This is a genomic window from Winogradskyella algicola, assembly GCF_005869935.1.
GTDB classification, from domain to species: Bacteria; Bacteroidota; Bacteroidia; order Flavobacteriales; family Flavobacteriaceae; genus Winogradskyella; species Winogradskyella algicola.
This window is the reverse complement of record NZ_SZQF01000001.1, coordinates 151,352-175,472: the sequence shown is the minus strand read 5'-3', so window position 1 is coordinate 175,472 and position 24,121 is coordinate 151,352. Positions and strand designations below refer to the sequence as shown.

At 34.4% G+C, this 24,121-nt stretch carries 17 protein-coding genes; 7 read left to right on the top strand and 10 right to left on the bottom strand.

Annotation, left to right across the window (positions count from 1 at the left end; all coding sequences use genetic code 11):
* The first annotated feature begins 122 nt into the window (after positions 1–122).
* Positions 123–602 carry an acyl-CoA thioesterase gene (locus FC091_RS00660; protein WP_138432358.1) on the top strand — a complete coding sequence of 160 codons (480 nt, stop codon included), beginning with the start codon at positions 123–125 and terminating at the stop codon, positions 600–602.
* Positions 603–676: 74 nt separating this feature from the next.
* Here FC091_RS00660 and FC091_RS00655 read toward each other — a convergent pair whose 3' ends face one another.
* The 4 genes from FC091_RS00655 to FC091_RS00640 form a co-directional block, all read right to left on the bottom strand.
* Positions 677–1,807 (bottom strand): peptidogalycan biosysnthesis protein, encoded by a 1,131-nt coding sequence (locus FC091_RS00655; protein WP_138432357.1) that lies wholly within the window; start codon positions 1,805–1,807, stop codon positions 677–679.
* A gap of 1 nt (position 1,808) precedes the next feature.
* Complete coding sequence (locus FC091_RS00650; RefSeq protein ID WP_138432356.1) at positions 1,809–2,702, bottom strand: DMT family transporter; 894 nt, start codon at positions 2,700–2,702, stop codon at positions 1,809–1,811.
* Positions 2,695–3,048, bottom strand: a complete 354-nt coding sequence (locus FC091_RS00645) for an arsenate reductase family protein (protein ID WP_138432355.1) — start codon at positions 3,046–3,048, stop codon at positions 2,695–2,697. Before FC091_RS00645 ends, FC091_RS00650 begins: the two co-directional genes overlap by 8 nt.
* Positions 3,049–3,117: 69 nt before the next feature.
* Positions 3,118–3,846, bottom strand: a complete 729-nt coding sequence (locus FC091_RS00640; RefSeq protein ID WP_138432354.1) for a DUF3298 and DUF4163 domain-containing protein — start codon at positions 3,844–3,846, stop codon at positions 3,118–3,120.
* 118 nt (positions 3,847–3,964) lie between these two features.
* On the opposite strand from FC091_RS00640, the gene FC091_RS00635 reads away from it, so the two are divergent.
* Complete coding sequence (locus tag FC091_RS00635) at positions 3,965–5,104, top strand: cystathionine gamma-synthase (protein ID WP_138432353.1); 1,140 nt, start codon at positions 3,965–3,967, stop codon at positions 5,102–5,104.
* Positions 5,105–5,114: 10 nt separating this feature from the next.
* Here the strand turns inward: FC091_RS00635 and FC091_RS00630 are convergent, their stop codons facing one another.
* Positions 5,115–5,918, bottom strand: a complete 804-nt coding sequence (locus FC091_RS00630) for a THC0290_0291 family protein (protein ID WP_138432352.1) — start codon at positions 5,916–5,918, stop codon at positions 5,115–5,117.
* Positions 5,919–6,137: 219 nt separating this feature from the next.
* Here FC091_RS00630 and gdhA point away from each other — a divergent pair, with 219 nt between their 5' ends.
* From gdhA to FC091_RS00610, 4 genes are all read left to right on the top strand, one after another.
* Positions 6,138–7,481, top strand: coding sequence for an NADP-specific glutamate dehydrogenase (gene gdhA, locus FC091_RS00625; protein ID WP_138432351.1), 1,344 nt, complete (start codon positions 6,138–6,140; stop codon positions 7,479–7,481).
* Positions 7,482–7,600: 119 nt separating this feature from the next.
* Positions 7,601–9,982, top strand: coding sequence for a type IX secretion system anionic LPS delivery protein PorZ (porZ, locus tag FC091_RS00620; RefSeq protein ID WP_138432350.1), 2,382 nt, complete (start codon positions 7,601–7,603; stop codon positions 9,980–9,982).
* A gap of 1 nt (position 9,983) precedes the next feature.
* Positions 9,984–10,703 carry a DNA repair protein RecO gene (gene recO, locus FC091_RS00615; RefSeq protein WP_138432349.1) on the top strand — a complete coding sequence of 240 codons (720 nt, stop codon included), beginning with the start codon at positions 9,984–9,986 and terminating at the stop codon, positions 10,701–10,703.
* A gap of 30 nt (positions 10,704–10,733) precedes the next feature.
* The gene (locus FC091_RS00610) at positions 10,734–13,163 is read left to right on the top strand and encodes a TonB-dependent receptor (RefSeq protein ID WP_138432348.1); all 2,430 of its coding nucleotides are present in this window, start codon (positions 10,734–10,736) and stop codon (positions 13,161–13,163) included.
* Positions 13,164–13,220: 57 nt separating this feature from the next.
* On the opposite strand, the gene FC091_RS00605 is transcribed toward FC091_RS00610, so the two are convergent.
* Complete coding sequence (locus FC091_RS00605; RefSeq protein WP_138432347.1) at positions 13,221–18,029, bottom strand: lamin tail domain-containing protein; 4,809 nt, start codon at positions 18,027–18,029, stop codon at positions 13,221–13,223.
* A gap of 104 nt (positions 18,030–18,133) precedes the next feature.
* On the opposite strand from FC091_RS00605, the gene FC091_RS00600 reads away from it, so the two are divergent.
* On the top strand, positions 18,134–18,604 hold the full coding sequence (locus tag FC091_RS00600; RefSeq protein WP_138432346.1) for a regulatory protein RecX: 471 nt from the start codon (positions 18,134–18,136) through the stop codon (positions 18,602–18,604).
* A gap of 62 nt (positions 18,605–18,666) precedes the next feature.
* On the opposite strand, the gene FC091_RS00595 is transcribed toward FC091_RS00600, so the two are convergent.
* The 4 genes from FC091_RS00595 to FC091_RS00580 all read right to left on the bottom strand — a co-directional run bounded on the left by FC091_RS00595 (position 18,667) and on the right by FC091_RS00580 (position 24,111).
* Complete coding sequence (locus FC091_RS00595; RefSeq protein WP_138432345.1) at positions 18,667–20,862, bottom strand: T9SS type A sorting domain-containing protein; 2,196 nt, start codon at positions 20,860–20,862, stop codon at positions 18,667–18,669.
* Between the two features lie 286 nt (positions 20,863–21,148).
* Complete coding sequence (locus FC091_RS00590) at positions 21,149–21,634, bottom strand: DUF6646 family protein (protein WP_138432344.1); 486 nt, start codon at positions 21,632–21,634, stop codon at positions 21,149–21,151.
* A 56-nt stretch (positions 21,635–21,690) separates the two neighbouring features.
* On the bottom strand, positions 21,691–22,551 hold the full coding sequence (locus FC091_RS00585; RefSeq protein WP_138432343.1) for a cupin-like domain-containing protein: 861 nt from the start codon (positions 22,549–22,551) through the stop codon (positions 21,691–21,693).
* Between the two features lie 135 nt (positions 22,552–22,686).
* Positions 22,687–24,111, bottom strand: coding sequence for a flotillin family protein (locus FC091_RS00580; protein ID WP_138432342.1), 1,425 nt, complete (start codon positions 24,109–24,111; stop codon positions 22,687–22,689).
* Positions 24,112–24,121: the final 10 nt, after the last annotated feature.

The following is a 24,121-nucleotide window of genomic DNA, read 5'->3' as shown; positions in this document are numbered from 1 at the left end:
TGATTAAAGTTTGGCAAAGGTACAAAAATCAACCGTTTTGAAGTTATTTTAAATTTTTTAGAAACCCTTATGCGTGCATAATAAGGTTTGTTAACTTTGTTTAACGAAACCAAAGATTTACCATGTATAAAAAACAGTTTGAAATTCGTTGGAGCGATGTTGATGCTAATGGCCATTTGGCTAACTCTGCTTACACCAATTTTATGAGTCATGCTAGGATGTCTTTTTTTAGTGAACAAGGCTTTTCTATGCCAGAAATTATGAAGCACAATATTGGACCTGTAGTATTCTATGAGCATATGTACTATTTTAAAGAGTCTTTTATTGGTACGCCAATTACAGTTACTATTGAAGTGTCTGGTTTGAGTGAGGATGGTATGCTTTTTATGTTTGAACATAATTTTTATAACCATAAAGGAGAGCATTTGGCTTATTGTGAAATGCAAGGAGCTTGGATAGACCTAAAAGCTAGAAAACTGACTGCTTTGCCTGACGAATTATTAAAGATGGCACATACATTTCCTAAGTCTGAAAACTATAAAGTGCTTACCAAAGAAGATACTAGGAAACATGGTGTAAGACCGAAACCACTAGAGATTTAAACTCAAGAAACTCTTTTACATAAGTTCAAAGGGTTGGCAAATAAAGACCAAGAGATTCCTGCTTTCGCAGGAATTTACTTAAACGGTTGATGCTGCTTAAATGTTTTTATCTGAACATTCTTTATAAAAGGCCTAAGAACTTTATTTGGCAATGCGTACTTATGCCTGCAATAACAGGTTAAGGTTTTCGGTTGTGCGCCAAGTGTACTCTTAATTTCAGAAGCTGTTCTGCCAAGGTTTATTTGAGAAGATTTAGTTTCTATTCCTAAGCGAACATAATCATTTAAAATTCTAGGATAGATAGCATATTCTTTATTTTTTGAATAGTCTATGCCAATAAAATGCGCATCAAGGTGGTCACCATTTTGCATTGCAGATAAAAAGCCTACGAGCTTTCCATCGAGAAAATAACCTTTAACAATAAATGATTCTTTGTAGGTGTTTTTTAGTTGAGTATAGGTGTTTAGGTTTAGTATTTGAGCATTAAAATCTGCATTATCAATGGTATTTTGGTATAAGCTTTGTAATTCGTCTTTATAAAATTCTATGTCTTCTTTACTGAAATTTTTAACCTCTAATAACTCACTTTTTGCGTCAGCTCTATTGGCTTTTACTCTGTATTTAGACTTTAAAACAGAAGTGTAATCTTCAAAAGAGTTCCACGCAGAATCAAGATAAATAATCATGTTAGGCTCCACATGCATGGATGTATAATCAAAAGTTTTTAAATGATCTGTGATGTAGAGAGATTCGTCTTCAAAATCTTTAATAAAGATGGTGCTGAGACGTTTGCAGCGATAGAGTTTTTTTACAGCTTTTGCAATGGCTTTAAACGTTTTTACCTTTGGTTCACCATCCTTTAAAAATGTGCCATATTCGCCACTTAAAAACACATTACCACAAAACAATACTTTGATGTGGTTATTGCAAAATAGATTATTTACTATGTTTCTTAATTTACGAGACATAGCGATATTTTTGGTAATAGTTTCTATACCAATAGTTACAATCTGAGTATTTGCAAAAGCAACAGCCTTACCTTCTTTTAAAATGAAGATATAATTAAAGTCGATATCTGTATTTGCTATTTCAAAAGCCTTTAAAAACTCTGGTGAATAATAAATATTATTTGTACAATCGAGACTGTCCCAATAGGATTTTGGAATAGAATCAACAGTTTTAAATATTTCAGAATTAAGAGACAAACTACTTTTTCTGCTTTCGTTTCATAGTCACTAAATATACACCTGTAAAAATAAGAACCATGGCTCCGATTTTTATTGCATCTATAAAATCAGCTCCAACAGCAAGTGCATAAAGTGCAGCTATAACAGGTTGAAGGTAAATAAAAATGCCAACAGTTGAGGCTTTTAGCTGGCTTAGTGCAAAAGGATTTAAAAGATAAGTACCAAAGGTCGCACCAACAACTACAAAGATTACAGAGAATGTAATATAAGGGGTAAATGATTGCCATTGCACTTCTCCTAATTCATTATAGCCAAAAGGGATTAGCATAAACAAACCAATTAAAAATAGCCATTTTATAAATGTAACTGGATGGTATTTTTCAGTAAGTTTTTTTATTAGAATTACGTATATACTATACGAAATGGCATTAATTAGGATAAGAAAATTACCCAATAGTATATTGTCGCCTGCTCTACCAGATTTTCCATAAATGGTTAGAACAAGGGCACCACATAGCGCAATGACGATACCTATAATTTTTTTTGAGGTTATTTTCTCTTTTAGAAAATAGGAAGAAAGTATAAGGATAATCACCGGAATAATGGTCATAATGGAAGAGGCATGTATAGGTGATGTGTATTCTAAACCTTTAAAAAAGAATAAAAGATTTACTACCATACCAAATATAGCAGCTACTACAAATTTGATATAATCTTTCTTTTCAATTTTTTCTTTAGGAAAAAAGAAGCTTATTAACCAAAATAGAACAGTTGCACCTATTACTCGTAAGAGTACAAACCCAAATGGTTTAATGTAATTTTCGTTCATTACGGTTTTAGCAATAGTATAGTTAAGACCGTATAAAAGCTGTACCGTAAACAGTGCAACTAACGCATACTTTCTACTATCCATGTATTGCTTTTTTTGCCGCTTCAACTACTTTTTTAGAGTTGCCAATAAAAATAGTGTCATTAAAAATTACCACAGGTCTTTTAAGAAAAGTATAGTGCTCTAGTATGTAGTTTTTATAATCGTCTTCTGTAAGAGATTTGTTCTTTAAATCTAACTCTTTATACAGTCTCGCACGTTTACTAAAAAGACTTTCGTAACTGTCAGTTAAGCTACGCATTTCCTCAATCTGTTTTTCTGTAATAGCTTCGGTCTTTATATCCCGAAACTGAAAATCCTCAGGTAGATTAAGGTCGTTAATTATTCTTTTGCAAGTGTCACAAGTGCTTAGATGATAGATTTTTTTCATAGCGTTTTTTGAGCTTGTATTTATAACGTCGCAAAGAACGGACTTTTAATGCGAATATTTATAGAATGCTTATTCAACTTTTAGATAAGATTCAACCGCATCAAACGGAATAACAAACTCTGTGTAACCTTGGTCGTAAGAAGCAACTTCATACACGTTGTATAAGAATACTAACCCATCGTCACTAAAGCCAATATTTTCAGGTAATTGAAATGTTTTTCCAAAAAAGTAATCTTCTATTTGATTGTTTTCTTTATCGACATCAATAGATTTTAAAAAATGGTCCTTAGCCAGTGCCTTAAAACCGTCTGAATTATTTACAATGTCACTGAGGTTGTAAACCTCACCTGTATTAGCATTAAGATTTAAAAATTTAATTTTATCATTTCCGTGAGCACCACCTTTAAACTCATAGGTGTTAATGGATAAAGTTATGATTTCTTCTGACTGATAAACCTTTTCGGTTTCTATGTGTAGTTCCCAAGCAGGATGAGATGCTTCTGGAAATTGTTTTTTGAAAGTTATAAATTCAGCATCAAAATCTTCTAAGACAGACTCTAGACTTGTTTTTTTTGTGACATCACTTAGTGTTGAAATTATAGCTTCCTTTATTTTGAAGTTTATAATCTTGCTCACTTCACTATTGCCAATAGCCTCATCAATAGAAACAGAAATATCGGCTTCGTAATGATTTTCATATGAATTGTTTTCAAAACTTATAGTCTTCGTTTCATTACTGCATGAAAAAAATAAAGTTAAGTATAGAAATAAAAGCGAAATGTGGTTTTTGTTAATCATTCATTAAAGGTGTTGTAGTGCTTATTTAAGAACGAATTATAGATTAAATTTGTTATGCCTTAAAGAACCTTGTTTCTGTAAAGTTACCACGATTAAGATAAACCATTTAGAAATTATAATGAAATTTAACACAAAAACTATTCATGGAGGTCAAAAGCACGATACAGCTTATGGATCTGTAATGCCACCAATCTATCAGACCACTACATTTGCTCAAACATCACCAGGTAATCACAAAGGCTATGAGTATTCTCGAACTCACAATCCTACAAGACATGCTCTTGAACAATCTTTCGCAAGTTTAGAAAACGGAAATTTCGGGTTGGCTTTTGGCTCTGGCTTGGCAGCGATTGACGCAGTATTAAAATTGTTAAAACCAGGTGACGAGGTGATTTCTACAAATGATTTATATGGTGGCACATACAGGCTTTTTACTAAAATATATGAGGATTTTGGAATCAAGTTTCACTTCATAGGAATGGGTAAATTAGATAAAATTGAAAACTATATAAGTAACAAGACCAAACTCATTTGGGTGGAAACTCCAACAAACCCAATGATGAATATCATTGACATAAAAGCTGTTTCACAAATTTCTAAAAAATATAATTTGTTGTTAGCTATAGATAATACGTTTGCAACTCCGTACCTGCAACAACCATTAGAGTTGGGAGCAGACATTGTAATGCATTCTGCTACTAAATATTTAGGCGGTCACAGTGATGTGGTAATGGGTGCCTTAGTTATTAGAGATAAAGAATTAGCAGAGAAGCTGTATTTTATTCAAAATGCAAGCGGAGCCGTTTGCGGTCCTCAAGATGCTTTTTTGGTTCTAAGGGGTATAAAAACTTTACATGTTAGGATGCAGCGTCATTGTGAAAACGGTAAAGCAGTTGCTGAGTTTTTAATAAGTCATCCAAAAATTGAAAACGTATACTGGCCAGGCTTAGAAAATCATCCTAATCATGACATTGCAAAATCGCAAATGAAAGATTTTGGTGGTATGGTTTCTTTTACAACTAAAGGAAACAATTATAAGGAAGCCATTAAAATAGTTGAGAATCTTAAAATCTTCACACTTGCTGAATCTCTTGGTGGTGTTGAGTCTTTAGCTGGTCATCCAGCAAGTATGACACATGCAAGTATACCAAAAGAGGAACGCGAAAAAACAGGAGTTGTTGACTCATTAATACGATTGAGTGTTGGAATAGAGGATAAGGAAGATCTTATAAACGATTTAAAACAGGCAATTGGTTAAATGCTCAATGTTAATCTAAGTAGTAAATGTAACCAAAGTTTAGCCAAAGGTTCCAGTCATTAGCTTTGTTAGATGAAAGCTTGTGGTTTAATCCATCAATGAAATCATCAAAATAATATTGCCATCTTAACTCTACAAACAAGTCAGACAGTATTGTAAGTTTGTAGCGTGTTCCCACACTAGCAACTACAGACCATGTAGATCCAGATTCTGCACTTACAAAAGGATCACCTTCAGAAACATTGTCCCAAGGTGTGTAAAAGTTGTTGTTGTTTAAAATATTACCATCTCCATAGGTAGTCTCAACATTTGGATTAAACGATACAAAGTGAGCACCAACAGCCGCAAAAGGAGCAAAAGAATAAGCGCCTGCTGAGAAAGCCCTAATACTTCTTGGGAAATATTCTAATTGCATACCAATATCCCAGTTTTCAGCCTCACCACTATGTGCTCTTAACTTATCTGCATCAACACTTGTTCTTGCATCATCTACCCATTTGCCAAAATGCTCTAGGGGAGTTTTATTCCAGGAAATTTCGCTTCTTAATTTAAAGTGGTCGTTAAAATAGGTGTCAGTACTATAGCAATTACAATCTGCTCTGTACGCAAAATTAATGTAGTGCACAATACCTAAGGCAATACCAGTATTACCAGAATTGGTTTCAAAATCATTTCTAACACCAAAGTCAGATTGAAAAGCAACCGCTCCTACAAATGCACCTATTTCGTGAGAGAAACCCAATTGGGCAGAAGAAGTTTGAATTGTAAATATCAACCCAAACAACATTATTAGTTTATTAATATGTTTTGCCATATAACACTTATGATTAAGCGGTTGCCGAACAAATATATAAAAACTCGACGAACTACAAAATAAAACGGATAAAATGCAAATTTCTTTTAGGGAGAAGAATTTTATTACAATACCGAAATATTTAAAAAATAATTGAGAATATAAAAAAAATAAGCCTTTATTTTTAAAGATAACGTATCTTTGCACCCTATAAATCACAATTTCTTAACAATTTTTTATATGAAAGATAAAATTGAAGCTTTTTTAGATCTTGTAAGAGAGCGAAATGGGCACGAACCTGAGTTTTTACAAGCGGTTCAAGAAGTAGCTGAGACAGTTATTCCTTACATTGCCAAACATGATATCTACAATGGTAAAAATATTCTTTTGAGAATGGTTGAGCCAGAACGACTTATTTCGTTTAGAGTAAGTTGGGTAGATGATTCAGGTGAAATACAGGTAAACAGAGGCTATAGAGTTCAAATGAACTCTGCAATTGGTCCATACAAAGGTGGATTACGTTTTCATCCTACAGTAAATGCTAGTATTCTCAAGTTTTTAGCATTTGAGCAAGTATTTAAAAATAGTTTAACTACGCTACCAATGGGTGGCGGTAAAGGTGGTTCTGATTTTGATCCTAAAGGAAAATCAGATAACGAGATTATGCGTTTTTGCCACGCCTTTATGACTGAATTGTACAGACACATCGGACATAACACAGATGTGCCCGCAGGAGATATAGGAGTTGGTGCAAGAGAGATTGGTTTTATGTTTGGTATGTATAAGAAATTGAATAATACATTTACAGGTGTTTTAACAGGTAAAGGACAATCTTGGGGTGGATCTTTAATTAGACCAGAGGCAACAGGGTACGGTAATGTTTACTTTGCTGAAAATATGTTAAAGACTAAAGGAGATTCTTTTGATGGTAAAAAAGTGGTTATCTCTGGTTCTGGTAATGTAGCTCAGTTTGCTGCAGAAAAAGCTATTGAGTTAGGAGCTACTGTGCTTACGCTTTCTGATTCTGGCGGATATATTTACGATGAAGAAGGTATTGATACAGAGAAACTACAATTTGTAATGGATCTTAAGAACAACCAACGCGGAAGAATTAGCGAGTATGTTAAGAAGTATCCTAATGCAAAGTATTTTGCAGGTGAAAGACCATGGTCTGTTAAATGCGATATTGCTTTGCCTTGTGCAACTCAGAATGAATTAAATGGCGAAGAAGCTAAAGCATTAATAAATAATGGTTGTATTTGTGTATCAGAAGGTGCAAATATGCCATCAACACCAGAAGCTATTCATGAGTTTAACAATGCAAAGATTTTATTTGCACCAGGTAAAGCATCTAATGCTGGTGGTGTAGCTACTTCTGGTTTAGAGATGAGCCAGAACTCACTACGTTTAAGCTGGACAAGAGAAGAGGTTGATGCAAGATTAAAGGATATCATGGAAGATATTCATGATTCTTGTGTTGAATATGGTAAGAATGATGATGGTACAGTTGACTATGTTAGAGGAGCTAATATAGCTGGCTTTGTTAAGGTTGCTGATGCAATGTTAGCTCAAGGAGTTATATAATTAAAAATTTAAAATATAAAAAAGCTTCCATTAACAAATGGAAGCTTTTTTTGTTACATATTATATGATTAGCGTAATATTATCGTTACTATTAAATATATTTGAGCAAACAATTTATAATGCGTAAAACTGTTTTTAAACTTTTACTTTTCTTTTTTGGTTTATCCCTTCATATAGACGCACAAGATTTTTCTGCATTATGGCAAGCACATTTCTCCTATAATGATATTGTAGATGTTGTTAGTGGTCCTAATAAGATCTATGCTGCAGCTCAAAATGCGGTGTTTGAGTATGATACTTTAACCGAAGAAATAGCTACAATAACAACTGTTGAAGGACTTTCTGGAGAACAGATTACTACCATTCTCTACAGTGAAGAATTTCAATATCTGGTTGTAGGTTATGAAACAGGCCTTTTAGAAGTATATTCTGAAATCGATGGCTCAGTATTAACTATTGTAGATATTTTAGAGAAAGAAAACATTACACCAGCCAATAAATCAATCAATCATCTCTATGAGCATGAAGGCTTGGTTTATATTTCTACCGATTATGGTGTTTCAGTTTATGACTTAGAAAGATTAGAATTTGGGGATACTTATTTTTTAGGTAATGGAGGGTCACAAATTATAGTGAATCAAGTAACAGTCTTAAACAACGAGGTTTTTGCTGCCTGCTCTAGCGGTAATGGTCTAAAAAAAGCAGATTTAAGTAATCCCAATCTTATAGATTTTGCGCAATGGCAAACGGTTTTAGGTGGTAATTTCGTAAATATCAACACAGTTGGAGATCAAGCTTATGCTGTAAGAGCAAATAAAGCTTTTTTTGAAATAACTAATACTAGTTTCGCTCAATTATTTGTTTTACCCTTAATTCCAACAGATACAGAAGTAAGTGGAGAAAATTTAATAATATCAAATATTAATACAATTCAAGTTTACGATGAAGCAGCTCAATTAATAGCGAGTTATATACCTAATGAAGATTTTGACACCCGTTTTTCATCTGCTGTTTTAGTAAACAATGGAATTTACATAGGGACAAAAGATTTTGGGGTTTTAGAAAGTCTTATTACAGATGGTTTAAATTACGTGGAAATTAAGCCTAATGGACCTTTATTTAATGAAATATTCAGACTCAATGCCGAGTCAGAAGTTGTTTGGGCAAGCTTTGGCGACTACACCGAGTCATTTGACCCTGCACCACAACGAACCTGGGGACTAAGCTATCTAAGGGATGAAATATGGGAAAATATACCTTACGATAGTCTTTTTGGAGCAAGAAATTTATCCGAAATATCAGTCAATCCCTTTAATCCTAATCAGGTATTTATAAGTTCTTTTCAAAATGGTATTTTAGAACTTAATGAGAATTCTCCCACAATCCTTTACAATCAAGATAACAGCGGTTTAGAGTCTTTAGTAGTGCCAAACGCTCCCCAAGTAGTTAGTATAAGAGTTTCAGCGTCTACTTTTGATAATAATGGAGTGCTTTGGAGTATGACGGCTCGTGCACCGAATCCTCTAAAATCTTATGATCCAAATTCTGGCACCTGGCAAGGATACGATTTTTCATCAATTATAGAAGATGCCTTGTTAGATGAATTCGGTTTTTTTGATATTGCCATTGATAATAATGGAACAAAATGGATAGGAGGTTATTCTAATGGGCTGTATGCATATAACGAAAACTTAACTAACCCTCTAAAGAATATAACTTCCGAAGACCAAAACCTTCCCTTCCCTAGAGTAACAGCCTTGGAAATTGACAATCGTAATCAGCTTTGGGTTGGTACATTTTCAGGATTAAGGGTTTTATTTAATACATCAGGTTTTTTCGATGATCCAAATCCTACATTGAATTCTATCATAATTTTAGAAGATGGCTTAGCACAAGAGCTCTTAGCGTCCCAAACAATTTCAGATATTGAAGCTGATGGATCTAATAATAAGTGGGTTGGTACAGTAGATTCTGGTGTATTTTATTTTTCACCAGATGGACAGAATACGATTTATCATTTTACCAAGGACAATTCGCCGCTACCATCTAATCGGATTACCGATATATCTTTAGATCCCAATAATGGTATAGTGTATATCGCTACTACTAAGGGTATGCTTTCGTTTAGAGCTGGTGGCTCAAAACCAGAAGAAACACTAGAGAATGCTTTTGTATATCCAAACCCAGTACGACCAGAATACAACGTGCTTGGTTTTAATGACCTAAACGATATTAATAAAGGCATTAAAATTAGCGGCTTAACAGAAAATGTAAATATTAAGATTACAGATATTGAAGGTAATCTTGTTGCAGAAGCGCAGTCTAATGTAAATTTAAGATCGTCTAGTGCTAACTATAACTTTGCTGTAGATGGTGGTACTGCAGTATGGAATGGTAAAAATCTAGCAAATGCTATTGTTAGAACAGGTGTTTATTTAGTAATGATATCAGATCTAGATTCGTTTGAAACAAAAGTTCTAAAGGTTCTTATAGTGCGATAAAATGCTGACAAAAAACCATGGCATTGTTCTTTCAAAATTAAGGTATAGGGATAATGACCTTATTATAAAATGCTACACTAAAGAGCGCGGAGTTGTAAGTTATCTTCTCAGAGGAGTTTTAAAATCTAGGAAAGGGAGTAGTAAGACTATTTATTATCAAGCGTTATCTCAACTCCAATTCGAAGAGAATTTCAAATCTAACAGATCGCTTCAAGGTATAAAAGAAGTTAAGTTCAGCTACATATATCGTAGTGTACATAGCAATATATATAAAAGCTCTATTGTATTATTCCTTTCAGAAGTGCTCTCTAATGCTCTAAGGGAAGAAGAAAAAAATGAAGCACTTTTTAATTATGTCGAAATAGCTTTCCAATACCTTGATACCTCAGAACAGTATTCAAATTTTCACTTATTATTTTTGCTTAAACTTACCCGTTATCTAGGGTTTCAGCCTGAAGATAAAAATTTAGACTTACCTTATTTTAACTTAGAATCAGGAGTTTTTGAGTCTAACAATCACAGCATTTATTCAATTTCAGGACAAAGTTTAACATTGTTAAAACAGCTATTAGGCACAAATTTTGATGCATTACACAGTATTAAAATAAGTGCAAAACAAAGACAAGAGTTTTTGAATGTGTTATTGCATTATTTTGAATTACATTTGGACGGATTTAGGAAACCGAAGTCATTACAAGTGTTAAATGAAGTGTTTCATTAAGCCAATTATTACGCAAAGATTTTATTGAAGATGTATATAAAACTAAAATGTAATATCATTTTTAGTGTCCTTTTGTGCTTATGCTTCTATAGTACATTTGCCCAAACCATAACAGTTTTAGAAGAAGGCACTAACCAGCCTATTTCTGGTGTTTCTTTATATAATTTAAAGAAAACTAAATATGAGGTTACAGACTTTGATGGTAATGCTGTTTTAGATAAGTTTAATGATAGGGAGGTTATCTTTTTTCAGAATCTGTTATATGAAAAATTAGAGATAAGAAAGTTTGAAATTTCTCAAAATAACTTCATTGTATATTTAAAACCAAAAGTAGAAGGTCTCAAGCAAATTGTAATATCTGTTTCTAAATTTGAGCAAAGTAAAAAAGACATTCCTCAATCTATTGTTAATGTAAACGCTAAAGAAATAGCTTTTGCCAACCCACAAACCAGTGCAGACTTACTAGATAATACAGGTAACGTATTTATTCAAAAAAGCCAAATGGGAGGAGGTAGCCCAATGATTCGTGGTTTCTCTACCAATAGATTACTTATTTCTGTCGATGGTGTCCGTATGAACAACGCTATTTTTAGAGGAGGTAATTTGCAAAATGTCATTTCTATAGATCCTTTATCAATTCAAAGTACCGAAGTTACTTTAGGAGCAGGATCTGTAGTTTATGGAAGTGATGCTATTGGTGGTGTTATGAGTTTTTATACTAAAAAGCCACAATTATCTTACAAAGATGAATCAATAATTAGCGGTAATGCTATGGTACGTTATGCAAGTGCCAATAATGAAAAAACGTCACATATCGATTTTAATTTAGGTTACAAAAAATGGGCTTTTTTGACCAATATTAGCTATACAGATTTTGATGATTTAAGAATGGGAAGCCATGGACCTGAAGATTATTTAAGACCTGAGTATGTTGTTAGGCAAAATGGGCAAGATGTTATTATAGCGAACAGCAACCCAAAGCTACAAGTACCAACAGCGTATAGTCAAATCAATTTAATGCAAAAAGTAAGGTATGAGCCCAGAGATAATCTAAAATTCGATTTAGGTTTATTTTTTACCACAACATCAGATTATCCAAGGTATGATAGATTGGTGAGGCCAAGAGGTGAAACTTTAAGATCTGCAGAATGGGATTATGGGCTGCAACGCTGGTTTATGAGTAATCTTCAGGTTACTAAAACAAGTAGCAGTTCTAATATTTATGATAAAATCCAAGCAACAGTTGCTTTTCAAAACTTTAAAGAAAGTAGAAAAGATAGAGATTTTCAATCTGTAATTCGCGAAGTAAGAGAAGAGCACGTAGATGTTTTATCTTTTAATTTAGATTTAGAGAAAAAATTAAGTCCTAAAACAACAATGTCCTATGGATTAGAATATTTATTTAATCGTGTAGGGTCTGAAGGATTTGAAGAAAATATTGAAGCCAATACGAAAGTCCCAAATGTAACGCGCTATCCAGATGGTGCAACATGGCAATCTCTAGCGGCTTATTCTAGCATAAAATATAAACCAAATTCTAAATTTGTACTGCAATCGGGTTTAAGATATAATCAAATTATTGCTAAGGCAGATTTTACAGCTAACAATGCCTTTTTAAACCTTCCTTTTAACGAAACCAATATCAATACGGGTGCACTAACGGGTACTACAGGAATTACATGGTCACCAAGTAGTATGATACAATGGAAGTTAAATGCCTCAACAGCTTTTAGAGCACCTAATATAGACGATATTGGTAAAGTGTTTGATTCTGAACCAGGTTCTGTTGTGGTGCCAAATAATAATTTAAAACCTGAGTATGCTTATAGTGGTGAATTAGGTTTAAAATTAAATTTTGACAACAAAGTTGTATTGGATATGGCTACATATTATACCTTCTTAGATAATGCACTCATAAGAAGAGATTATGATATAGATGGCGAAACCGAAATAGTTTATGATGGTGAATTAAGTACAGTACAAGCCATACAAAATGCCTCTAAAGCTTGGATTTATGGATTTGAAGTTGGTGCTGAAGTTAATTTTTCTAAAGCTCTAAAACTACGCTCTCAGTATAATATTATTGGTGGCACAGAAGACAACAACGGAGTAGAAGTACCAGTAAGACATGTAGCTCCAAATTTTGGAAGAACACATCTTATCTGGAAAAAAGACAAATTAAGTTTTGATGCCTATTTAGTGTATAATAATGAATTGTCTTTTAATCAATTAGCACCATCTGAGTTGTCAAAGGATTACTTATATGCTAAGGATTCTAATGGTAACCCTTATTCACCTTCTTGGTATACTTTCAATTTAAGAGCGCAGTACCAATATAAAGATAAGCTGACACTAACAGGAAGTTTAGAAAACATTACTGACCAACGCTATAGACCGTATTCATCCGGTATTTCTGCGGCAGGTAGAAACTTAATTATAGCAATACAATATGCCTTCTAAAAGAAAAAGACCTCTGTTAATAGAAGCCTTTTAAATATATTATATTTTTATATTATGCTATTGTTGTTTTATCGCTTTTTTGCTAATCACTTGTCCGTTGGATAAGGTAACTCTAGCAATATAAGCTGCTTTACTTAGTTTAGATAAGTTGTAAACTTCAATAGAATTATTCCCAACCAAGTTGTAAATACGTCTTCCTAATACATCTAAGATTTCTACATTCTCTATGATGTACGATGCATTAACTTTAATCTGTACTTCACCATTATTGAGTTCGGTAATAATAAGATCATTAGAGGTTAGAGTATTATCATTTACAGATAGCGCTTCAGAAGTAAATACAATTTCAAAGCGGTTGTTAAATTCACCTTTGTTAGCTGTAAAGTTATAATCAGCCGTTTTCAGATTGTGGATAATGTTTAAGTCATAATCAATAATAAAAATATCATTTTCAGCCATAAAATCACCTTCAGTCGTATAAATTGAAATTGTATATATGGTAGCTTCTTCAATGCTAGTACTGAATCCTAATGGAATAACTTCATCAATATTTAAACTGTTAGGATTTTTCCCTTGAATGGCAAATTTTTTGTCATTAGATGAATCTAAAGTAGTATAGATGCCAGAGTATAAATCAGTTGATAAATTCTTATGTGCATCGTAGTACATACCATCATCTCCATCAGTCGCACCATCTACATATGCTACTAGTACTTGATTGAAAACACCATTGTCTGATGTTAAATTTAACCACAACTTGTTGTATTGAGCGGTTCTAAAAAACTGATTGTTATTTCCTGTGACACGCATACTGTTATTAAACACAACATTTGTGGTCATTACAAATCCACTATGTACTGAAGCTGTTACTCCATCATCCATAGACACAAAGAAGCCTTGTCCAGAAGGAATAAATCTAGTCGGTACAACTCCATCACCTCCTGCTGTTTGTCCTGAGCCATTGATAATAGCGTAATCGCTCTGAGCGTAGTTAAGGTTTTCATTGCCATTGGTGTTACCATCTGCTGCAGTATTGTGAGACCAAAAGAAGATAGCACCATTTGTAGCTCCTATAGTTTGGTCTACACTAGCGTTAGCAGCTAAAAATAAGTCTGCATCTATAGCGGAAGGATAAGGATTACCAATAAAATTCCAATTATTATCGTTTAATTCAGCATCATTTCTGTAAATAGGAATGTTATATATACCATTATTAAATGGACCTTCGAAAGTGTATATATATTGATTTGGACCTATAAACCCTATAGGGTCGTGAGTTGAAGCATAACCGACACCAGGCAACATTACAGTTGCTCCATTAACAAACTGCCAATCATTAGCGTCATCATCTATATCATCTTGACCTAAAAGTGTGGCGTCATTATTATTTGTCTCTCTTGTTGAGTCTCTAAAGTTTTGACCATCAAAAGAAAATATTCTATTGGCATTAGCTTCAAATAAACCATCGCTTATTAGCTCTCCATTAACAGGTGAACTCCAGTAGGTATATTCTAGGTGAGAGGCTAGAGGAGCCGTTTCCTTTTCAACACTAATCTTAGTTTTATCCGTTAAAACATCACCACTTACAGAAGCTGTATCATTGATTTGAACAAATGCACCATCGGTTTCCAATACCACATTTCCATTAACGATTAGGTCGTTCTCTACAAGAACATAAGTGTTGTTTCTTATATTTAGTTCATAACTTGTGTTTACAACACAGTCGCAGGCTTCAAAACTGGTTTGTATGCCGCCTACAGCTGTATCGTAATCTCCATCAATAATGACATTACTCATGGTCGTTGGCATGGTGTCAATAGGTGTACTATCGTTCCAAATCCAATTGGTACCGTCCCAAGTAGCAGTGCCGTAGGTAATTTGTATTGCATTTGAGGCCGAATAGCATGTTGCATTATCCTCTCTTACCTCGCAATAGAATTGAAAATCTAAAACGCTATTTGGGTTAGAAATGATTAAGTTTGGCGAACTTGGATTTGTTGTGTAAATACCTCCATTGTTTATGGCCTGCCAACCCAGACCAGCGTTTAAGGGATCGAAGGCATACCAGAAATATGCTAAAGCATTACCAGTCACAAATCCCTCTGTGGCCGAAACAGAAATTGTTACTTCATTACAAGCTGTAGTGGTACAGGTAATACTATTGACGGTTGGAGGTGTCCCTGTTGAAAAATCATAATTGCCAATATCAGAGTAATCATTATCAGCACAAGACGCCCAATCTACATAAGACCAGTCAGTAATATTAAATGTAGTATCGGGAAGGTTAGGAGCATTATTATTTCGGGTAAAAACAACACCCTCTGAACCAATACCTAACGTATCTGCCCATGTATTAGAGAGGTAGGTTCCCCAAGAATCTACATGAGTTGTTCCATCATACAGACGGATGTGATCGTCACTATTAACACCAAAATTTACGCCACCAAATCCTGTCTGATCGGCAAGTGAACCATCAGAGCCTGTAATGCCAGTACAAGTAGAGCCAGCACTCACGCCAACGATATAGGTGCTGCCAGACGCTAAATTGACATTATTTAGATTTATTAACCCACCATTCTGTGTCGCATTTCCATTATTAAAAAACTGTATACTGTAATTATCTAGGTTGACAGCAACACCGGTACCATTGAATATCTCAATATAGGTAAGACCTCCAGTGTTTGCATCAGTAACTTCAGAAATGAAAAGATCTGTAGGCGTAGTTCCACTAGATCCTTCACAGCTCGATATTTGCGAACTGATAATGGCGAATGGAGTAGAACCAGGACATCCTAAATCATCAATAATTTCCAAATTTCCTGATATAGCTCCAGGCGGCACAGTAACTTCCATCAAAGTGGCAGAAATATTATTTACAGAGGCAGCTAGTCCGTTAAATGAAGCTGTAGCAGTAGATAGATTTGTTCCTGAGACTGTAACGACAGTATTTATTGGTCCAGAATTTGGACTTATTGTAATTGTATTTGCCACACATTCTGCGTTACCTTCTACTGTAAAAGTATAAGGATCTTCATCAGCATCGTTACTAATAATTTGGATTACAGCTGTTTTAACACCAATGGTGGTTGGACTAAACTCTATATCAAAGTTGCTAAATCCATTTGGATCTGCAGGTGCAATCGGAGAAGAAGGTAACGCCGAAATTGAGAAATCTCCTACATCACCACTTAAAACAGTTACACTTGTGATAGTTAGATTTTGTGTGCCACCAAAGTTTTCTATTCTAAACGTATTTGTGCTAGTACCAAAGACAGGAACATTACCAAAATCAGTACCATCAAAAGGAGCAGGAGTGGTGTCACCATCTGCTATATCTGGGAAGTTTGCAGTTGTTCCTTCAACATTAATTTCTGGGCCTGGCGGAGTACATGGTGATATTAAGGAATTTACTCCAGGTGAACCACCGTTTAAAACTTCCCACCAGTTAGTGTTAGTTACAGAATTATCAACAGACGTATCTACAATATGTAATGACTCACCAGTATTGTCCGCTCCATCACCATCATCATAGACAACGTTATCTATGGTTGTAATACCATCAGAAGCTACCAGACTCAACGTGCCACTTGCATTAGATAAATTATTTGTGTTGTTTGTAAATGCATCGATACCATAATCTGGTGTAAATGGACAAAGATTATTATAGGTGCCGTCACCATTACTACCTAAAGATACTGTGATGCACGAGCCATCTAAGATAATAACACCAGTAGCTGGAAACGTGAAAATTGGACTTCCGTTGTAGTCTATGGTATAGCTATTTAAAACCTGTGTGCTTCCTGAAACATTGCAAATTTCTATCCATTCATCATCTGCACCAGCAGAGTTATACATTATCTCTGTAATAACAACATCCGCAGGAAAAGCAGCGTCATTATCGGTAATGGTGAGAACATGTTGGGTGTCAATACCTAAAGCCGCAGCATCACCACCTGTAGGGTTGGTAAGATTCAAGACAACCGTTTCATTGCCTTCAATCAAAAGATCATCATTAGAAATATAGATGGTCAAGCATTGGTCTGCACTACTACCTACAGGGAATGTTAAAGTTTGTGGAAAAACAATTGCAGCTGGTGTACCTGCACCATCGTCATAATCGGTACCATTGGTTGCAGTTGAAGCTCCATCTAAAGTTATATCTACCGTAGTTGCTACAGTGGTTGAAGGATTGGTTATGCTAGCACAAACATCGATAAACAAACCACCTTCTGGTAAAGTGGATGTTGTGGAAGTGAATTGAACGGTTGTGTTGGTGGTGGAGCAAGATGCAGGAGCATTTCCAAAACCAGTCATTGTAGATCCATCAGCTATCTGGTCAAACCTAGAGCTTGGATCAGTCCACCCATCGGTATCTCCATCACATATTCCATTTTGTATTTGGAGGTTATTATTAGCTGTTGAAACGCCACCTCCTGTCCAAGCTGCACCAGGATCTGCACCGCAAATCCCAAACATATCTTGAACAATACCTCCTAATTCAACCCTTAAGGCATCGTCACCATTAAATGCAAATGCATAATCAGTAGTACCACTCAAATCAGTACCATTTGTTGTTGCGTATGAGGTTAGATTAGATGTTCCAATAACCCAAACTTCATCTGCTGCTAAAGTTCCTGATGTTACATTAATAAGTGAATTACATGCAGCTCCATTTGTGCCTTGAAAAATCTCTAAGTTATTTACAGCAAAATCAATAGGTGCACCAGAAATATTGAATATTTCAATTCCTTTTGGTGTGGTACCAGAATTAGTTTCTATATACTGACTAATTACTACGTCAGATTGCCCAAAACTAAAATTTAGCGCAAACAAGAGTAGTATAAGAGATAAGTAGTTCTTTTTCATAGGGATTGGATTAACTATTAATCACTCACAAAGATAAATCAAAATTACCTAACTAACAGGTAGTTAAGTGTTGCAAAGTATTAACAAATTGTTATTTTCGCTAAATGAACCTACAAACCACCTATACTGTCGATGAAGCGCAAAAAAAGCTTGAGAATTATTGCGCTTATCAAGAGCGTTGCCATAAAGAGGTAAGAGCAAAATTAGAGGATATGAAAATGATTCCTCAGGCTATCGATAAAATCATAGTACATCTTATAGATCATAATTTTTTAAACGAAGAACGGTTTGCTAAAGCTTTTGTACGCGGAAAATTCAGAATAAAAAAATGGGGAAAAAATCGGTTGGTTAGAGAATTAAAGTTTAGAGATATATCAAAGTATGCTATTGATGTGGGTCTAAGAGAAATTGATGAAAAGGATTATTTTGAAACCTTAGATGAACTTACCCAAAAACGTATAGCACAAGTGAAAGAAAAAAACAGCTACAAGAAAAAGAAAAAAGTTGCAGATTACTTGCTGTACAGAGGCTGGGAAAGCCATCTAGTTTATCAAAAACTCAATGAGTATTTATAATCCAAAACCTGCAATGCCATAAGGCACTACAGGTCTCAGGTCCCAAAATAAACTGAAAAAAATTACAGTATTAATTTTCGCTTAACAACTACACCGTTATCAAGTTCAACCATCGCTATGTAAATGCCAGAGCTGTAATTACGTAGATTAATAATGGTACTTTGCGCACCTAAAGTATTGTTGTAAAAAAGCTTTCCTTCAGTACTATAGAGCTTTATGTTCTCTATTAAAGATTTGCCACTTATATTAACTTTAACGTCTTTTGTGTTCATGGGTATTATTGAAAGTCCGTAGTCATTCACAGAATTATCATTATTACTAAGAGTTTCTGCATTAAAAACAATTTCAAAACGCTCTGTAAAATCACCTGTTGAAGATGTAAAAGTATAGTCTGATTCCAAAAGATTGTGAGTGGAGTTTAAAAGATTATCTTTTATAAAGATTGGTTGGTTGTTTATAAAAGAGCCTTGCTTTTTGGGTATTGAAAAACTATAAATGGTAGCGTCTGAAATAGATGTATAAAACCCTAAAGGAATAACTTCTTGAGTATTAATACTCGATATGGATTTACCTTGTATAGCATATTTTTTATCTAATTCATTTTCTATTGTGGTATATAATATGGCAGCTGTACCAGAAGATAGAAAACGCGGAGAGTCATATGCTAAACCGTCATTGTTGTCTGTTGCCCCATTTACGTAGGCTACTAAAATCTGACTAAACACACCGTTGTCTGATGTTAGGTTTAACCAAAGTTTATTAGGTGTTGTGTTATTATTTTGTCTAAAGAATTGACTATTGCTTGTGCCATCTTTCATACGCATAGCGTTATTAAACACTACATTTCCATTTACTTTTCCTTGAATAAAAAATCCTTGACAGGACGGGATATATCTGCTGGGTATAATAGTAGACCCACCGGCTACCTCACCACTTCCTGCATTAATAATGGCATAGTCATCGGCACTAAAATTTAAGATTTCATTACCGTTGTTTGAGTTACTTGCAGGTGAGGCGTGGGACCATAAATAAATAGCATCACCAACAACAGTATTGTTTTCAGCAAAAAACAAGTCTACATCAATTGCTGATGGGTATGGATTACCTATAAAATTCCAATCGTTATCACCATTATTACCGTTATAATATATAGAAGTATTTATAACACCAGTATTAAAAGGACCAGAAAACATGTATTGATACGTGTTTCCGGTAACAAAGCCAGAGGCAGCATTTGTTATAGCATAACCGACACCAGGTATTAAAATATCAGAATCGTTAAGGGTTGTCCAATCATCTCCATTGTCATCTACATCATCATGTCCAGCTACGTAAGTATTTCCGTTGTTGGTTTCTTGTAATATATCTAAATAATTTTGTGCGTTAAACCAATATCTATAACTCGAATTTGAAGAAGGGAAGATTTGATTGGCAGTACTACCACTAACAGGTGAGCTCCAATATGTATAATCATACCAGTTTTTCAATACAGAAGTTGTTTTACTAAGATAAGCTTCGCCACCACTATTAACTGTAAAAGTACCAGTATCGTCATTTTGCACAAAAGAGCCAGATGACGCTACTTGCAAAGTGCCATTAATTACAGCATCTTGTTCTACTTCTATGTAAGAGTTGTCACCAATAACTAAATTTTGTCCCGTGCCAACAGTTAAAGACCAAGTGCTAAAATTACCATTAACTGATGTGTCATAGTCTCCATTTATTGTTGTTATGGATTCGATGTTTGGTGTTCCATTACTCCATGTGCTACCATTCCAAGATGTTATAACTCTTGTTACGTTACCAGACAAGCTAATAATTTCATTAACTCCAGGATAAAAAACTGACAAAACAGTAGTATCTGGTGCGGTAATATTTAGATTACCTGTGTAAATACCTGTTGCCAAACCAGAGCTAAGACGCACATATACAGTTACATCTCCAAGATCTATAATATTACCAGGAATCACAATAGTGTTACTGAATCCAGAAGAAGCAGAGGTAGAGACTTCGTAACCAGATGGTGCAGTTACTGTATAAGGCCGTGTTAGTAAAAGACCATCGTTTATTGAAAACGTTTGATTTGCTGAGGGGCCAGTATTTGCCTCATAGGTAAAACCTGAAAGCGTTGTTGGAAATGAATTAAAGATTAGTGTTTCTTTTTTAAATTCAAATGTAGTATTACCATATCCAAAATAACTAAAAACCGTACATAATAGACTAGTAACTAACATCTGAAAACCGTAGGTTGTCTTCATAGTTAATTAGATTTGTAAGGGTTAATACTTTGCTCTTAGGCTATTTGTTCTTAAAGTAAATGAAAGCTAAAATTATTTATGGATAAAGCACGGTATTTTTCGACAAAATACATTCACTTAAGTTTAAGTGTGTAAAATAATCGATTAAAAACACTTTTGAGTGGTTGAGCAATAGCTAATTATTGACCGAAATAAAAAAAGCCTCTTCATACTTTGAAGAGACTTTTTTGTAATTAGTATAATTTTAAAACTTTGAATAACGCTTCAAAAAACTATTTTTACAAGCTTATAAGTTAAAACTTGCACCAATGTTAAATGTAAATTGGTTGTAAAATAAATCGACGTCGTCGTCATATTTTGCAAGTGGGAAAGCAGCTTCAGTGTAAATTCCAAATCCTTCAGAAAAGAAATAACGAGCACCAAGATGTCCGCCAAAATTCTTTAAGCTAAGACTAAGGCCTGGATAAAAATCAAAATTTGGGTCAATGTTTATAACATTACCAAGGTTGGCGTTAAATCTTGCTTTTAAGTCAAAACGATCTCCAAAATCAGCGGCATCAGCTAAGACATCATCAATTCCTAAGGCATACGAAGAAGAAACACCTACAGAAATGTTATCTCCTAATCCATAATCGTAAGTAAGGTTAATACCTGTAGCTTCATCCTGAAAGTTAGCACCAACCTGAAATTTTTGGTCTCCTTTACCTTCAAATGCCTGTGCGTTTCCAAAACTAAATAATAATAATGCAGCTATTAATAGAATATTCTTCATGTGATAAGTTTTTTAAAAATGTCCGCAAATATACAAATAGATTGTCTGTAAGAAAATTAAACATAAGGCTTCGTGTTGGTTATCGCCTTTTCGTTTTTCCAGTCAATCCATTTTTGACCTCTCAGACGTCGCATTACATTATCATAATTACGCATTAGAAATATATTGTAAAGTGCTTTACCTAAATTTTTAGGATTACGCGCAATGGCACGCAAACTCATAGAAAAACCAGGTGTAAGGTATCGCATATAGTGCCAGTAACCTTCTGGCATATAGAGTACTTCTCCGTGGTTTAAATTACAAACCCAACCTTTAGCATGCTTTAATGCAGGCCATTTATCAAAATCTGGGTTGGCAAAATCTATATCTTCTCTCGTAATTAAAGAATGAGGTACTTTATATAAATACTTGTTCTGCTTTTGGTCGAATAAAATGCATTGTTTTTTACCTTCAAAATGAAAATGAAAAATATTGGCCAAATCAATATCGTAATGCATAAAGGTATATGAATCTCTACCACCAAAGAACAGCATAGGTAAGCCTTTCATTAATTTTAACCCAAAATCTGGATAACTAAAATCCTTTTGGAGTTGAGGTACTTCCTTTAAAATATTCCAAAGAAAAATCCTGAATTTGGTAGGTTCACGTTTAAGAAGATCTACATAATCGCTCATTTTCATTTCAGCATGAGCTTCGTTAAAACCGTCTTTATAATCTACAGGTCTGTCATCGTATAATGGAACTGTTTTGTCTCCTGCAACTTCTTTCATGTAGTCTAAACTCCATTTAGAATAGGCAGGCCAATCCTCAATAAAACGCTCAATAACCACAGGTTTTTGTGGTTTGAAGTAATTTTTAATGAAATCTTCTTTTGTAATTGTCTTTACGCGAGGTATGTCTTGAAGGTTTAATTGCAACAGTTAAAACTTTAGAAGGCCAAAGTTAAGAAAACGTTACCAATTGGTTTAAATTGTATATAAAAAATGACTTATTGCTGATTAGTAAATCCTATGGTGAAAAAATAAAGCCCACAATTTTGTGGGCTTTATTAGTTATTCTTTGGTTTCAATTTCAACATCATCTACTTCAATGTCTTTTTTATCTTTACCTTTTAAATACTCTGGCAAATCCATACCAGCCATATTAAACATTTCTTGTAAAGGTGGTACTGCTTTATACATGCCTGAGATAAAGTTAGAGGTAGAAGATTTGCCGTCTTTGCTTCCTCCATTTTCCCAAACGGTAACCTTATCAATCTTAATGTTTTTAATGGCTTCAGCCTGTGTTTTTACTAATTCTGGTAGTTTATCAGCAATTAATAATAGTACAGCATCTTTAGAGTTATTACCAGCAGCTTTTACAATTTCATCTAAACCAGCAGCTTGTTTGGTTAATACTTCATAAAGTCCTTTTGCTTCGGCCTGTGCTTTAAATAATATCGCATCAGCTTCACCTTTTGCACGTCTTCTAATACGCTCAGCTTCTGCTTCTGCATCAATTTCTGCCTTCTTTTTAGCAATTTCAGTTGGTACAATAACATCTGCCATTTGTGAAGAACGTTCACGTTCTGCTCTGGCAGTTTCTGCTTCTTGCTCTGCAGCATAAGACTCTTGTAGTGCCTTTGCGGCTTGTACTTTCTCAGAGGCAATTGCTACACGCTCTGCTTCTGCTTCACGCTGACGACGCAATGAGTCAGAATTGGCAACCGATATTTTTGCAGTATTTTCACCCTCAACAGCTTTTGCATTTGCAGCAGCTACTTGTGTTTTCTCATCTTGTACAGCATTAGCTTCACCAATTGCACCATCTCTGTTTTTCTCAGCAACTGACTTACGTGCAGCATTAATGGCATGTGCCGCAGCTTCTTTACCTAAAGCTTCTATATAGCCAGATTCGTCAACAATATCGGTAATGTTTACGTTGATTAATTTAAGACCAACCTTTTTTAATTCTGACTCAACAGATTGTGAAATGTTGGTTAAGAATTTATCTCTATCAGAGTTGATTTCTTCAATATCCATCGAAGCTACAACCAAACGTAACTGACCAAAAATAATTTCTTTAGCCAATTCTTGAATATCTTGTAAACCTAAACCAAGCAAACGCTCTGCTGCATTTTGCATAACACCTGGTTCTGTAGAAACACCAATAGTAAAGCGAGATGGAACATTAACACGAATATTTTGTTTAGAAAGCGCATTTACTAAGTTAACCTCAATAGAAATAGGTGTTAAATCTAAATATTCATAATCTTGAATAACAGGCATTATAAATGCAGCTCCACCATGTATACATTTGGCAGATTTACCACCTCCAACTTTTCCGTAAACAACTAATATTCTGTCAGAAGGACATCGTTTATAGCGTTTAATAAGAATAATTAAAGTAAGCACTATAAAAAGCGTAACAAAAATGAGTAGCATTGGTCCACCAAAGCCCTCTAAATTTAAATTGTCTTGAATGAGTAAATTAATCATAGGTTAATGT